Source organism: Streptomyces sp. NPDC057854, assembly GCF_042797055.1.
Classification (GTDB): domain Bacteria; phylum Actinomycetota; class Actinomycetes; order Streptomycetales; family Streptomycetaceae; genus Streptomyces.
This window is the reverse complement of sequence record NZ_JBHVMF010000002.1, coordinates 365,454-379,345: the sequence shown is the minus strand read 5'-3', so window position 1 is coordinate 379,345 and position 13,892 is coordinate 365,454. Positions and strand designations below refer to the sequence as shown.

At 72.6% G+C, this 13,892-nt stretch carries 12 protein-coding genes and 1 pseudogene; 5 read left to right on the top strand and 8 right to left on the bottom strand.

The features are described 5' to 3' along the window. Nucleotide 1 precedes the first annotated feature (1 nt). Nucleotides 2-1,762 carry an arginine--tRNA ligase gene (argS, locus tag ACFVQZ_RS06030; RefSeq protein ID WP_030495154.1) on the bottom strand — a complete coding sequence of 587 codons (1,761 nt, stop codon included), beginning with the start codon at nt 1,760-1,762 and terminating at the stop codon, nt 2-4. Between the two features lie 234 nt (nt 1,763-1,996). Here argS and lysS point away from each other — a divergent pair, with 234 nt between their 5' ends. After that, nucleotides 1,997-3,718, top strand: coding sequence for a lysine--tRNA ligase (gene lysS / locus ACFVQZ_RS06025; RefSeq protein ID WP_383619975.1), 1,722 nt, complete (start codon nt 1,997-1,999; stop codon nt 3,716-3,718). 79 nt (nt 3,719-3,797) lie between these two features. Here lysS and ACFVQZ_RS06020 read toward each other — a convergent pair whose 3' ends face one another. From ACFVQZ_RS06020 to ACFVQZ_RS06010, 3 genes are all read right to left on the bottom strand, one after another. Beyond that, on the bottom strand, nt 3,798-5,165 hold the full coding sequence (locus ACFVQZ_RS06020; protein ID WP_383619973.1) for a DUF2637 domain-containing protein: 1,368 nt from the start codon (nt 5,163-5,165) through the stop codon (nt 3,798-3,800). Nucleotides 5,166-5,333: 168 nt separating this feature from the next. Beyond that, nucleotides 5,334-6,068, bottom strand: coding sequence for a hypothetical protein (locus ACFVQZ_RS06015; protein WP_030495157.1), 735 nt, complete (start codon nt 6,066-6,068; stop codon nt 5,334-5,336). 123 nt (nt 6,069-6,191) lie between these two features. Next, the gene (locus ACFVQZ_RS06010) at nt 6,192-7,091 is read right to left on the bottom strand and encodes a DUF3558 domain-containing protein (RefSeq protein ID WP_383619971.1); all 900 of its coding nucleotides are present in this window, start codon (nt 7,089-7,091) and stop codon (nt 6,192-6,194) included. A 174-nt stretch (nt 7,092-7,265) separates the two neighbouring features. On the opposite strand from ACFVQZ_RS06010, the gene ACFVQZ_RS06005 reads away from it, so the two are divergent. Then, a complete protein-coding gene (locus ACFVQZ_RS06005; protein WP_030495159.1) occupies nt 7,266-8,459 on the top strand; it encodes an RtcB family protein in 1,194 nt (397 codons plus the stop codon). 145 nt (nt 8,460-8,604) lie between these two features. Here the strand turns inward: ACFVQZ_RS06005 and ACFVQZ_RS06000 are convergent, their stop codons facing one another. Further along, entirely contained in the window at nt 8,605-9,372 is a 768-nt protein-coding gene (locus tag ACFVQZ_RS06000; protein WP_030495160.1) for an SDR family NAD(P)-dependent oxidoreductase, read from the bottom strand. 129 nt (nt 9,373-9,501) lie between these two features. On the opposite strand from ACFVQZ_RS06000, the gene ACFVQZ_RS05995 reads away from it, so the two are divergent. Further along, entirely contained in the window at nt 9,502-10,131 is a 630-nt protein-coding gene (locus tag ACFVQZ_RS05995) for a hypothetical protein (protein WP_383619968.1), read from the top strand. A 25-nt stretch (nt 10,132-10,156) separates the two neighbouring features. Here the strand turns inward: ACFVQZ_RS05995 and ACFVQZ_RS05990 are convergent, their stop codons facing one another. After that, entirely contained in the window at nt 10,157-11,620 is a 1,464-nt protein-coding gene (locus tag ACFVQZ_RS05990) for an FAD-dependent monooxygenase (RefSeq protein WP_383619966.1), read from the bottom strand. A gap of 101 nt (nt 11,621-11,721) precedes the next feature. Between ACFVQZ_RS05990 and ACFVQZ_RS05985 the strand changes: the two genes are divergently transcribed. Further along, nucleotides 11,722-12,282, top strand: coding sequence for a helix-turn-helix domain-containing protein (locus ACFVQZ_RS05985; protein WP_030495163.1), 561 nt, complete (start codon nt 11,722-11,724; stop codon nt 12,280-12,282). A gap of 78 nt (nt 12,283-12,360) precedes the next feature. Here ACFVQZ_RS05985 and ACFVQZ_RS05980 read toward each other — a convergent pair whose 3' ends face one another. Then, entirely contained in the window at nt 12,361-13,095 is a 735-nt protein-coding gene (locus tag ACFVQZ_RS05980; RefSeq protein ID WP_030495164.1) for a Mut7-C RNAse domain-containing protein, read from the bottom strand. A 100-nt stretch (nt 13,096-13,195) separates the two neighbouring features. Here ACFVQZ_RS05980 and ACFVQZ_RS05975 point away from each other — a divergent pair, with 100 nt between their 5' ends. Next, a complete protein-coding gene (locus tag ACFVQZ_RS05975) occupies nt 13,196-13,636 on the top strand; it encodes a GNAT family N-acetyltransferase (protein WP_030495165.1) in 441 nt (146 codons plus the stop codon). Here the strand turns inward: ACFVQZ_RS05975 and ACFVQZ_RS05970 are convergent. Next, nucleotides 13,620-13,790: pseudogene (locus ACFVQZ_RS05970) on the bottom strand (GNAT family N-acetyltransferase); the annotation flags it as partial. The gene ACFVQZ_RS05975 and the pseudogene ACFVQZ_RS05970 sit on opposite strands and share 17 nt — an antisense overlap. Nucleotides 13,791-13,892: the final 102 nt, after the last annotated feature.

Here is a 13,892-nt window from a genome sequence, read left to right as displayed (position 1 = left end):
GTCAGAGGCGCTCGGGCGTCCGGATGCCGAGCAGGGCCATGCCCTGGTGGAGCGTGCGGGCCGTGAGGTCGCACAGGAAGAGGCGGTTCTCGACCTGCTCCGGGGTGTCCGCCTTGAGGACGGGGCACTCCGAGTAGAACGTCGTGTACAGCGACGCCAGCTGGTAGAGGTACGCGGCGAGCTTGTGCGGGGCGTACTCGGCGGCGGTTTCGGCGATCGTCTCGCCGAAGCCGTCCACGTGCAGGCCGAGGGCCCGCTCCGACGGCGCCAGCTCCAGCTCCGGGTGGGCGGCCGGCTTCGCGTCCCCGGCCTTCCGCAGGATCGACTGGATACGGGCGTACGCGTACTGGAGGTACACGGACGTGTCGCCGTTGAGCGAGACCATCTGGTCCAGGTCGAACTTGTAGTCGCGGGCCGCCGAGGTCGACAGGTCCGCGTACTTCACCGCGCCGATGCCCACCTGGGCGCCCCGGTCGGCGATCTCCTCCTCGGTGAGGTCCTGGGCCTTCTCGCGGACGACGGCCGAGGCCCGGTCGATCGCCTCGTCCAGCAGGTCCACCAGCCGGACCGTCTCGCCCTCACGGGTCTTGAACGGCTTGCCGTCCTTGCCGAGGACCGTGCCGAAGGCCAGCTGGACGGCCTTCACCTCGTCGTTCAGCCAGCCGGCCCGGCGGGCCGTCTCGAAGACCATCTTGAAGTGCAGCGACTGGCGGGCGTCCACCACGTACAGCAGCGTCGTCGCCTTCAGGTTCCGCACCCGGTCGCGGATGGCGGACAGGTCCGTCGCCGCGTAGCCGAAGCCGCCGTCGGACTTCTGGACGATCAGCGGGACCGGGTTGCCGTCCGGGCCCTTGATGTCGTCGAAGAACACGCACAGCGCGCCCTCGGAGCGGACGGCGACGCCCGACTCCTCGAGGATCCGGCAGGTCTCCTGGAGCATGTCGTTGTAACCGGACTCGCCGACGATGTCGGGGTCGCGGATGTCCATGTCGAGCTTCTCGAAGACCGAGTAGAAGTAGATCTTCGACTCGTCCACGAACCGCTGCCACAGCGCGAGGGTCTCCTCGTCGCCGGCCTGGAGCTCCACCACGCGGGCGCGTGCCCGCGTCTTGAAGTCCTCGTCCGAGTCGAACAGCGCCCGGGACGCCTTGTACAGCCGGTTCAGGTTCGACATGGCCTCCTCGCCGGAGACCTCCTCGTCGCCCTTGTGGTCCAGCTCGTGCGGGTGCTCGATCAGGTACTGGATGAGCATGCCGAACTGGGTGCCCCAGTCGCCGATGTGGTGCCTGCGGACCACGGTCTCGCCCGTGAACTCCAGGATCTCCACCATCGCGGCGCCGATCACGGCCGACCGGAGGTGGCCGACGTGCATCTCCTTCGCCACGTTCGGCTGCGCGTAGTCGATGACCGTCGTGCCCGCCGCCTCGTTCAGCGGCACGCCGAGGCGCGCGTCGGCGGCGCGGGCCGCCAGCGTCCGGACGATCGCCGCGTCCGACACCGTGATGTTGAGGAAGCCGGGGCCGGAGACCTCGATCTCCCGCAGCACGTCGTTCGCCGGGATCGCGTCCACGACCTTCGTCGCCAGCTCACGCGGATTGCCCTTGAGCTGCTTGGCCAGCGCCAGGATGCCGTTGGCCTGGAAGTCGGCCCGGTCGCTTCGTCGCAGCAGCGGGTCGGCGGAGCCGGCCTCCGGCAGGGCTGCCGAGAGGCCTTCCGCGAGGCGCTGCTGCACGGTCGAAGCGAGGGAAGGGACCGAGGCCATGAGCTTCCGTTCCTGTTGTGTCGTGTCCGGGTGTCCCGGTGGTCTATTTCGCTTGTCAAGTGTCCCATGGGCGGGCAACGTCTTTTTCCGCCCGTGCCCAGGCTGTGGACAAAGCGGCCCGCGAGGAATCCCGCCTGTGGACAACCTCGGGGCGGCCCGATCCGTCTGGGACAATGGCAGGCGTAAGGCTTCGAGGGATTCCCGCAAGGATCTGGAAAGAAGGACGTACCGACCGTGGCTCAGAGCAGCACCGAGACCGACTGGGTCTCCCGTTTCGCGGACGAGGTCATCACCGAGTCGGAGCGACGTGCGCCTGGCAAACCGGTCGTCGTCGCCTCCGGCCTCTCGCCCTCCGGCCCGATCCACCTCGGCAACCTCCGCGAGGTCATGACCCCGCACCTGGTCGCCGACGAGATCCGCCGCCGCGGCTACACCGTCCGCCACCTCATCTCGTGGGACGACTACGACCGCTACCGCAAGGTGCCGAACGGCGTCGAGGGCATCGACGAGTCCTGGGCCGAGCACATCGGCAAGCCCCTGACGTCCGTCCCCGCCCCGGCCGGCTCGCCCCACCCCAACTGGGCCGAGCACTTCAAGGCCGCCATGGTCGACGCGCTCGCCGAGCTCGGCGTCGAGTACGACCCGATCAGCCAGACCGAGCAGTACACCTCCGGCGCCTACCGCGAGCAGATCCTGCTCGCCATGCGCCGCCGCGGCGACATCGACGCCATCCTCGACCAGTACCGGACGAAGAAGGCCCCGAAGAAGCAGTCGCAGAAGCCGGTCGACGAGGCCGAGCTGGAGGCCGCCGAGGGCTCCGGCGCGGCGGCCGAGGACGACGGCTCCGGCGGCGGCGCGGGCTACTTCCCGTACAAGCCCTACTGCGGGCGGTGCGAGAAGGACCTCACCACCGTCACCGCCTACGACGACGACACCACCGAGCTCGCCTACACCTGCACCTCGTGCGGCTTCGCCGAGACCGTGAAGCTCAGCGAGTTCAACCGCGGCAAGCTGGTGTGGAAGGTCGACTGGCCGATGCGCTGGGCCTACGAGGGCGTCATCTTCGAGCCCTCCGGCGTCGACCACTCGTCGCCCGGCTCCTCCTTCCAGGTCGGCGGCCAGATCGTCTCGCTCTTCGACGGCGTCCAGCCCATCGGCCCCATGTACGCCTTCGTCGGCATCAGCGGCATGGCCAAGATGTCCTCCTCCAAGGGCGGCGTGCCCACCGCCGCCGACGCCCTGGAGATCATGGAGCCCCAGCTGCTCCGCTGGCTCTACGCCCGCCGCAAGCCCAACCAGTCCTTCAAGATCGCCTTCGACCAGGAGATCCAGCGGCTGTACGACGAGTGGGACAAGCTGGAGGCCAAGGTCGCCGACGGCACCGCGCTGCCCGCCGACGCCGCCGCCCACGCGCGGGCCGCCCGCACCGCCGCCGGCGAGCTGCCGCGCACCCCGCGCCCGCTCCCGTACCGCACCCTGGCCTCGGTCGTGGACATCACCGCCGGTCACGACGAGCAGACCCTCCGGATCCTCACCGACCTCGACCCGGAGTCCCCGGTCACCTCGCTCGACGAGGTCCGGCCGCGGCTCGACCGCGCCGAGAACTGGATCACCACCCAGGTCCCGGCCGACCAGCGCACCATCGTCCGCGAGGAGCCTGACACCGAGCTCCTCGGCTCCCTGGACGACGAGGGCCGCGAGTCGCTCCGGCTGCTCCTGGAGGGCCTCGACAGCCACTGGTCCCTCGACGGCCTGACCACCCTGGTCTACGGCGTCCCGAAGGTCATGGCCGGCCTCACGCCCGAGGCCAAGCCCACCCCGGAGCTGAAGGTCGCCCAGCGCGCCTTCTTCGCCCTGCTCTACAAGCTCCTCGTGAGCCGTGAGACGGGCCCCCGCCTGCCCACCCTGCTCCTCGCCGTCGGCGCGGACCGGGTGCGCAAGCTGCTCGGCGCGTGAGACGCGTGAGCTGACACCGGACGACGAAGGGCCGCCCCCGTGCGCGGGGGCGGCCCTTTCGTCTGTCGGTCACGACCCGTCAGGACGGGTCGTACTCCTCCATGTCCTGCTGGACGAGCTGCTGGACCTCCGGCGTCACCAGCTGGAGCAGGTCGGACTGCTGGGCGGGGAGCTGCTGGAGGTTGTACAGCGCGGCCGCCACGTGCTGCTCCAGCTCGTACGGGGTCGGGAAGCGCTCGTTCTCCTGCACGAAGCCGTACATCACCTTGTACGCGGCCTCCCGCAGCTCGTCCGTCTGCGGGTCGGGCTCCCGGGTCGGGTCGGGGTGCTGCAGAACCCCGAACAGCTCGGGGCCCTGCTGCTCGGCCTCCGACGGCGGCAGCTTCTCCAGGAAGCCCTCGGGAGCGCTCGCGGGGGCCTGCTCGACCGGCAGCTGCTCGGTCGGCATCTGCGCGACCGGCATCTGCCCCGCCGGCATCTGCTCCCCGTGCATCTGGTCCGGCGGGACCTGCCCCGGCGACTGAGCGGAGTACGCGCCGCCGTACCCCTCGGGGGTGACCTGCGACGTGTCGAACCAGGGGCTGTCGTGATTCGGCTGCGGCTGTGCCTGGGGCTGCGGTTGCGCTTGGGGCTGGGGCTGTTCCGCGGGCTGGGGTGCCGGCAGCGGGGCCGGGGCGAGCTGCTGCGGGGCCGGGGCGGCGACCGCCACCGGGGCCGTCGCCGCGGCGACCTGGGCCGGGTTCGGCGGGATCAGGACCGGCTCCACGCCCGCCGCCGCCAGGCCCGCCGGGGCCGTCTCCGACAGGGGGACGCCGTACCGGGCCAGCCGCAGCGGCATCAGCGCCTCCACCGGCGCCTTCCGCCGCCAGCCGCGCCCGAAACGCGCCTGCAGCCGAGCCTGGTAGATCAGCCGCTCCTGCTCCAGCTTGATCACCTGGTCGTACGAGCGCAGCTCCCACAGCTTCATCCGCCGCCACAGCCGGAACGTCGGCACCGGCGACAGCAGCCAGCGGGTCAGCCGCACGCCCTCCATGTGCTTGTCCGCGGTGATGTCCGCGATCCGGCCGACCGCGTGCCGCGCCGCCTCGACCGCCACCACGAACAGCACCGGGATGACCGCGTGCATGCCCACGCCCAGCGGGTCCGGCCAGGCCGCCGCGCCGTTGAACGCGATCGTCGCCGCCGTCAGGATCCACGCCGTCTGCCGCAGCAGCGGGAACGGGATCCGCAGCCACGTCAGCAGCAGGTCCAGCGCGAGCAGCACACAGATGCCCGCGTCGATGCCGATCGGGAAGAAGTACGAGAACGTACCGAAGCCCTTGTGCACGGCAAGCTCGCGCACGGCCGCGTACGAACCCGCGAAACCGATCCCCGCGATGATCACCGCGCCGCCGATGACGAGCCCGATGAGTATGCGGTGTGTGCGTGTCAGTTCCATCGCGGCCACCCGCGATCCCCTCCCGTGTTCGACGTCTCGCGGGCCCCAGAGTGGCACACATGAACGAAGCCCGACCCCCTGGGGAGGGACGGGCTCCGCTCCGACACACCGTCTGTGTCGGTTTGTCTCACTCCCCGTGCGGCCGACGGCGGTTGGCCGCCCCGCACAGGGGTAGAACTACTTGTTGGCCGCCGCGACCGCCGCGACCGCTTCCTTCGCCGCCTTCGTCGCCCCCGCGACGATCTTCTTCGTGTCCGGCGTGTCCGCGCCGGCGTACCCGGCGCCGTTGTACGACAGCAGCACCAGCACGTTGCCCGTGCGCGCCACGACCGACGCGTACACGAAGTCCTCGCCGGTCTTCTTCACGGTGTACGTCACCGTCTTCGCCTCGTCGCCGATGCCCGTGGCCGCCGTGGTGCTCATCTTCTTCGCGCCCGCGGTGGCCTGGACCTTGCCGAGCTCCTTGGCGAAGTTCTCCTGCGCCCGGGCCTGGCCGCTGCCCAGCGACACCTCGGAGTCGTAGCGGTAGAACGACACGTCCAGCCAGCGGTACTGCGAGCCGTCGACGCCCTTGTCCTCCAGGCCGTTCCAGGAGCAGCCGCCGCGGTGCGACAGGTCGGAGGAGGCCGCCGCCGTGCCCTTCTCGTTCTTCGCCTTCGGCACCAGCGAGGACGCCGTCTTCGCGGTGACCGCCTTGCACGCCGCCGGCAGCTTCGCGAACTTCGCCGGCTCGACCGTCGGCGTCGGGGACGGCGTCGGCGACGCGGTCGCGGTCGCCTTGGCGGCCGCGCCGGCGTCCCCGGATCCGCTGTCGCCGCTTCCCGAGTCCGAGGAGCAGCCGGCGACGACGAGCATCACCGGGACGGCTGCGGCGGCGAGAATGCGGGTGAGTCGCGGAGCTGATCGCTGCATGGTTCCTTCAGTCGCTTGTCGTACGGCCGGCGCCGGTCGGCGGCCCTGGCGGCCCTGGGTACGCCGACACGTTACGTGGTCCCCCCGGCGCCCGGGGGGTGGTGCGGAAGACCGGAGGGCGGGCTACTCCTCCAGCCGCTCGGCCAGCAGCCGGGCCAGATTCTGCGCCCTGTCCTGCAGTTCCTTGCTGTCCGGGGGCGTCGCGGCGCCGGTCGTGCGCTGGCGGTACTCGACGGTGACGATGACGTTCGATGTGCGGAACACCACGCTCACGACCCGCTGGTGACCGTTGCCGCCGGCCTTTCCGAGGGTGTCGTCGACGAACGCGGTGTCGCCGAGGCCGCCCAGCGTGCGGGACTCCAGACCGGTCGTCGCGGGGGCGGACGGGGTGTCCGCCGCGGGCGGTGTCGCGCCGGAGGGGGCGGAACCCGTGGGGCCGGCGGGGGTGCCGCTCGCGGAGGCGGTGGCGGGCGGCATGGTGGTCGGCGTGGCGGTGGCGGTCGGGGCGGTGGCGGTCGTGGCGGTGGCCGTCGGGGGCGTCGTCGGTACGGCGATCCCGGCCGCGAGCTGCTTGCGGGCGTAGACGTCCTGGGCCCGCGCGGCGTCGCTCACCGTCGGGTCGTACGAGACCACCCGCTCCACGTCGAGCACCAGCCGGTGGGCGCCGCCGTCCTCGGTGTCCGCGTTCCAGGTGCAGCCGACGCGCCGGTCGGTGTCGTACGTGACGGCGGCGGTGCCGCGGAGGGCCTTGGCGCGGTCGGCGTCGGGCAGCGCGGCGGTCCCGGGCAGCAGCTCGCGCAGCGTGGGCTGGGGGACGGCGCCGCACGGCTCGAACAGGGTGCGGTAGCGGCCGGGCGGGGCGACGGGCGCGGCGGCGGCGCCGGCCTTCGCGTCGAGGGTGACGTCCTCGGTCGGTCCGGCGGCCGAGCAGCCGGTCAGCGCGCCGAGCGCGGCGGCGAGACCGGCGCCGAGGCCGAGGAGGGTGCCAGGGGCGCGGCCGGTTGAGTACCTCTTTCGCTGCACCGTCCCAGGCTCCCTTCTCCCGAAGTCTTTCCCGAAAACCCTTTGCCGCCCTGCGGAGGCGGGTGGACACAATGTCTATCGCACGCGCTGCCGTTGATGCCGGTCCGCCGTCACCTGTACGGGCTTTGGCTCCGGTTTTTGCGTTATCGGACTTTTCGGGGGAATCGAGGAAGTATGTCGTACGTAGAGGTACCGGGTGCGCAGGTGCCCATCCGGATGTGGGCCGATCCTTCCACGGTGGAGGGCGGCGCGATGCAGCAGCTCCGGAATGTGGCGACGCTGCCGTGGATCAAGGGCCTCGCGGTCATGCCGGACGTGCATTACGGCAAGGGCGCGACGGTCGGCTCGGTCATCGCCATGAAGGACGCGGTCTGTCCGGCGGCGGTCGGCGTGGACATCGGCTGCGGCATGTCCGCGGTGAAGACCTCCTTGACCGCGAACGACCTTCCGGGCGACCTCTCCCGCCTCCGCTCCCGGATCGAGCAGGCGATCCCGGTGGGCCGCGGCATGCACCGGGAGGAAGTGGACCCGAAGCGCCTGTTCCAGTTCCCGAGCTCGGGCTGGGACGACTTCTGGTCCCGCTTCGACGGGGTGGCGGACGCGGTGAAGTTCCGCCGTGACCGGGCCGCGCTCCAGATGGGCACGCTCGGCTCGGGCAACCACTTCGTGGAGGTCTGCGTCGACACGTCGGGCGCGGTGTGGCTCATGCTGCACTCGGGTTCCCGGAACATCGGGAAGGAGCTCGCCGAGCATCACATCGGCGTGGCCCAGAAGCTCCCGCACAACCAGGGGATCATCGACCGCGACCTCGCGGTCTTCGTCTCCGAGACCCCGCAGATGGCGGCGTACCGGCACGACCTCTTCTGGGCGCAGGAGTACGCGAAGTACAACCGCGCGATCATGATGGCGCTCTTCCAGGAGGTCGTGCGCAAGGAGTTCCGGAAGGCGAAGGTGACCTTCGAACCGGTGATCTCCTGCCACCACAACTACGTGGCGGAGGAGCGGTACGAGGGGATGGACCTGCTCGTGACCCGCAAGGGCGCGATCCGGGCCGGCTCCGGGGAGTTCGGCATCATCCCGGGCTCGATGGGCACCGGCTCGTACATCGTGAAGGGCCTGGGGAACGAGGCGTCGTTCAACTCGGCCTCGCACGGCGCGGGCCGGAAGATGAGCCGCAGCGCGGCGAAGCGGCGCTTCTCGACGCGGGACCTGGAGGAGCAGACGCGGGGCGTGGAGTGCCGGAAGGACTCCGGCGTCGTGGACGAGATCCCGGGCGCGTACAAGCCGATCGAGAAGGTCATCGAGCAGCAGACCGACCTCGTGGAGGTCGTCGCCAAGCTCAAGCAGGTCATCTGCGTGAAGGGCTGAACGGCTCCCTGAGGCTGAGGGGGCTGGCGGCTCGGCGGGAGGGGTCCGGTGCACGGCACCGGGCCCCTCCCGCCGTCGTTTTCGTTTCCGCGGTCTCTCGCCGGCTACGGAACGGCTGCGGCTGCGGCTGCGGCTGCGGTTACGGCTAGGGCTTCGGCTGCGGCTCGCGGTGGAGCTTGGTGTTGGACGCCTGGGCCCGGGGGCGGACGACCAGGAGGTCGATGTTGACGTGCGGGGGGCGGGTGCAGGCCCAGGTGATGGTGTCGGCGACGTCGTCGGCGGTGAGGGGTTCGGCCACGCCCGCGTAGACGGCGGCGGCGCGCTCGGTGTCGCCGTGGAAGCGGGTGGTGGCGAACTCCTCGGTCTTCACCAGGCCGGGGGCGATCTCGATGACGCGGACCGGGGTGCCGACGATCTCCAGGCGCAGGGTCTCCGCGAGGACGCGGGCGCCGTTCTTGGCGGCGACGTAACCGGCGCCGCCCTCGTAGGTGCCGTGGCCGGCGGTGGAGGAGAGGACGACGACGGTGCCGTCGCCGCTCGCGGTGAGCGCGGGCAGCAGGGCCTGGGTCATGTGGAGGGTGCCGAGGACGTTGACGTCGTACATGCGGCGCCACTCCTCGGGGTCGGCGGTGGCGACGGGGTCGAGGCCGAGGGCGCCGCCGGCGTTGTTGACGAGGACGGCGAGGGTGCGGAAGGCGGTGGCGAACTCGTCGACGGCGGCGCGGTCGGTGACGTCGAGGGCGTAGGCGGTGGCCTGGTGGCCGGCCTCGTTGATCTCGGCGGCGAGGGCCTCGATGCGGTCCTTGCGCCGGGCGGTGAGGACCACGCGGTAGCCGGCGGCGGCCAGCTGCCGGGCCGTGGCGGCGCCGATGCCGCTGCTCGCTCCGGTGATGACGGCGATGGGGGCGGACATGGCGGAGGCTCCTCGCACAGGTGGACGGTCGTGGTGGTGGCCAGGATAGGTGGCGGCGCGGGAGCGGCAGGGGACACGCGGGCTGACGGATTGTCAGAATATGGGATGGTCTGCGGTTATTTTTGGCTCATGCGTGTGATCTCTCAGGGTGTGCTCGGGGCGGCCCTCGCGGCGCTCGTGGTGCTGGGTACCGGGACGACCGCCGGCGCGGCCGGGGGCGCGGTCGGGGGCGCGGAAAGCCGCGCGGACGGTGGCGTCGCCGGCGGTGCGGCGGCCGGCGGTGTGGTCGGTGACGTGGCAGGTGACGTGGCCGACGGTGTGGTCGGTGGTGTGGTCGACGGGGCTGGGGGTGAGGCGGTCGGCGAGGTGGTCGGGGCCGAGGCGGATCTGGCCCACCACGGGCATGTGTCCCTGTGGGAGGGGCGGGTCGGGGTGTGGCTGGTGACGGAGAACCACGGTCCGTCCGACGTCGTGGACGCCACCGTCCGGCTGGCCTTCTCCGCGCCCATGGCGGGCGGCCAGGAGCTGCCGCCGGGCTGTCTGTGGAGCGGTTCCCGGGTGGTGTCGTGCCGGACGGGCGCGCTGCCGGACGGGGGCGCGGCCGGTGAGCTGGCGCTGGATCTGCGGGCGGCGGGCCGGCCGCAGGAGCTGACGGTGGAGGTGAGCACGGCCTGGCGGGCCGGCGGCGTCGACCGGAACTCGCTCAACGACCGGCACCGGGTGCTGGTGCTCGCGACCGGGGACCCGTACGTGTTCTGAGGGTCGGCCGGGGTGGCCGGCGCGGTCATCGGTCGGTCCAGAGCACGTAGCCGTCGGGGCGGACGAGGGCCGTGGTGCGGCGGGCGGGGTCCTGCCAGGTGGCCCGGACGACGCGGGCCGCGGTGGTCGGGGCGAGCGGCGGCAGGCCCGGGGTGGCGCCCTCGGGGGCGATGAGGACGAACTCGCCCGCGCGCAGCAGGGCGTGGAGGCGGCCCTCGCGGAGCGGGACGTCGGGGGCGCGGCGGCCGGAGGTGCGTCCGCCGCCGGGCGCGGGGGCGTAGGCGATGCCGAGGCCGCTGATCATGTTCATGGCCTTGGCGGCGGCGGGCCGGGCGACGTCGAGCGCGGTGGCGGCGACGGCGCGCAGGGCACGCGTGGCGGGCGTGTGGGCCATCGCGAGGCGGACGAGGGCGCCGCTGCTGCGCAGGACCATGGCGCCGACGGGGTGGCGCTCGGCGTGGTAGCTGTCGAGCAGGGCCTCGGGGTCGGGGGCCTCGCCGCGGTGGACGGCGATGAGCTTCCAGGAGAGGTTGGCGGCGTCCTGGAGGCCGGTGTTCATGCCCTGGCCGCCGGCGGGGGAGTGGACGTGGGCGGCGTCGCCGGCGAGGAAGACCCGGCCGACGCGATAGGCGGGGACCTGGCGCTCGTCGCTGTGGAAGCGGGAGATCCAGCGGGCGTCGTGCATGCCGTGGTCGGTGCCGAGGGCGCGGCAGGCGAGGGCGCGGACCTCGTCGAGGTCGGCGGGCTCGCTGTCGGGGACCTGGCGGGTGCGGTCCCAGCCCATGACGCGGTACCAGCCGTCGCCGAAGGGGGCGATGAAGGCGAAGGTCTCGCCGTTGCCGTTGACCGTGAGGGATTCGGCGGGCTCGTCGGTGAGGCGGACGTCGGCGAGGACGATCGAGCGGATGACGCTGGTGCCGGGGAAGGGGAGGCCGAGGGTGCTGCGGACGGTGCTGCGGTGGCCGTCGGTGCCGACGAGGTGGCGGGCGCGGAGGGTGAGGCGGGTGCCGCCGGGGCCGGTGAGTTCGGCGGTGACGCCGTCGGCGTCCTGGCGGAGGGCGTCCAGGGCGGTCTCGTGGCGGAAGGTGACGCCGGCGTCGGCGGCGCGCTTCTCCAGGAGGTTCTCCACCTCGTACTGGGGAGTGATGAGGATGTGGTCGAAGCAGGAGGGGAGCCGGCCGAGGTCGAGGGTGGCGCGGCCGAAGAGCCGCATCCGGGTGAGCGGGGTGCCGGTGGCTTCCAGGGCGTCGGCGAGGCCGCGGGTGTCGAGCAGTTCGAGGGTGCGGGCGTGCACGCCGAAGGCGCGGGTGAGGTTGGAGCGGCCGGCGGCGCGGCGCTCGACGAGGGTGACGGCGAGGCCGGCGGCGGCGAGGTCGCCGGCGAGGAGGAGTCCGGTGGGTCCGGCGCCGACGACGATGACGTCGGTGTCGACGGCGGCGGGGTCGGCGGGCTGGTCGGCTTCGTGGGTGCGGTGTCCGGTGGTGCTCATGGCTGGCCTCCGATCGGTCAACGCTTGTTGGCCTACGCTTGTTGGCAACGGTAGGCCCCTGCGACATGCCTGTCAACACCTGTTGGCATACAGTTGTGGGCATGACGACCACACGCCGCTCCGACGCCACCCGGGCCGCGATCCTGGAGGCCGCCCGCGAGCGCTTCGCCGCTGACGGGTACGAGCGCGCCACGATCCGGGCCATCGCCCGCGACGCCGGGATCGACCCCTCGATGGTCATGCGCTACTACGGCAACAAGGAAAAGCTGTTCGCCGCCGCCTCCGAGATCGACCTCGCCCTCCCCCCGCTGGGCGCGCTGCCCTCGCAGCACATCGGAGCCGTCCTGGTGAACCACTTCCTCGACCGCTGGGACCGGGACGACGTGCTCACCGGCCTGCTCCGGGTCGGCGTCACCAACGAGGCCGGCGCGGCCCGCATGCGGGCCATCTTCGGGGCGCAGCTCGGCCCCGTCACCCTCGGCGTCTGCCCGAAGCCCGAGGAGGCCCCGGCCCGGGCCGCGCTCGTCGCCTCCCAGATCCTCGGCCTGGCGCTCGCCCGCTACGTGCTGCACCTGCCGCCGGCGTCCGAGATGAGCCGGGAGGAACTGGTGGCCTGGGTGGCGCCGACCGTCCAGCGGTACCTCACCGCCGAGCACCCCTGACCCGGGCGCGGGGGAGTGACGGCGCGGCGGTGTCACGGGGGCCGCGGCGTTACGGGACCGCGGCATCACGGTGCGGCGTTACGGGGCGGCGGCGCCGAACTCGCGGACCGCCTCGTCGACGATCGCCTCCAGGCGGGCGTGGTGCGCGCCCCGCCAGTAGACCCGGTCGCACTCCTGGCACCGCGCGAAGACGTCGTACGTCTTCTCCGTGCCGCGCTCCAGGCGCTCGCGCACCTCTTCCTTGCCGGTGTCCGTCAGCAGGCCGTTGCAGGCGGTGCAGCGGGTCCACGGCGCCAGCGGCGGCGCGAACCGCTCCAGGACGTCGCGGAGCTGGTCGTCGGGCCGGTCGCTGTAGACGTACGCCCCCGCCCACAGCTCGCGGCGGCGCAGCAGCCCCCGGTCGCGGGAGAGCATGACCCGCCGCTCCCGGGCGGACAGCGCGGCGAGCGCCGGGTCGCCGATGTCCTCGTTCTCGTACGCGGCGTCCACGCCCAGCAGCCGGAGCCGCCGGGCCAGCGTGCCCAGGTGCACGTCGAGCAGGAACCGGAGGGGCGCGCCGGGTACCGGCTGCGGCCGGGCGACGCCCTCGACCTCGACGGTCTCGCCGGCCGCCGGCACGTGCGCGGGCGGCACCGGGCGGCCGTCGACCAGGAGCCGGCCGGCCTCGGTGAGCGGCACGCCGAGGGACTCGACGACATGGCCGAGCGAGGAGACTCCGTCGGTGGTCACGGCGGTGCGTCCCGAGCGCCGCTCCGCGGCGACGAAGACGGCCAGGCCGGGGGCGAAACTGATCTGGATCTCCGGTCCGTTCACGGGGACAGGATCGCACCGGGGTGCGACGGCGGGCCAGGCATTTCCCGGCCGCGGGCCGTATTCCGGGGGAGCCCGCCCGCCCCCGGGTTACCGTCCCCGTATGAAGATCATCGATCTGGAGCCCGGCGATCCCCGTCTGGAGAGCGATCTCCTCCCGGTCCTCGTCGAACTGCGACCGCACCTCACCCCGGCGCTCTTCCGGGACGTGTACGCGCGCGGCCACGCGCAGGGCCTGCGCTTCTCGGCCGCCTACGGCGACGACGGCCGGTGCGTCGGCGCGGCCGGCTGGCGCCTCGTCTTCAACACCAGTTCGCTCAGCAAGCTGTACGTGGACGACCTGGTGACCGCCTCCGCCGTCCGGTCCACCGGCGTCGGCCACGCACTCCTCGCCCACCTGGAGGACCACGCCCGCGCGGCCGGCTGCCACGAGCTCAACCTCGACTCCGGCACGCAGCGCACCGGCGCCCACCGCTTCTACCTGCGGGAACGATTCGACATCGCGGCCTTCCACTTCGTCCGGCCGCTCACCGGTCCGCAGTAGAACCCAGGTCGAGCCGCCAGTCGTTGCAGCGCATCGGACGGCCCGGCGGGTACTCGAAGTCCTCCTCGCCGAGCAGTTCGAACCCGGCCTTGCGGCACACCGCGTTCGACGCCGCGTTCGCGACCGACGGGAAGGCGTGCAGGTGGCGGTGGAGGCCCGCCGGCCCGGCCCCCCCCCCCCCCCCCCGCGGGGGCCCCGTCGCCCCCCCGCCCCCCAGGAAACCCCGCCAGACCCCCCCACCCCACACGAACACCCG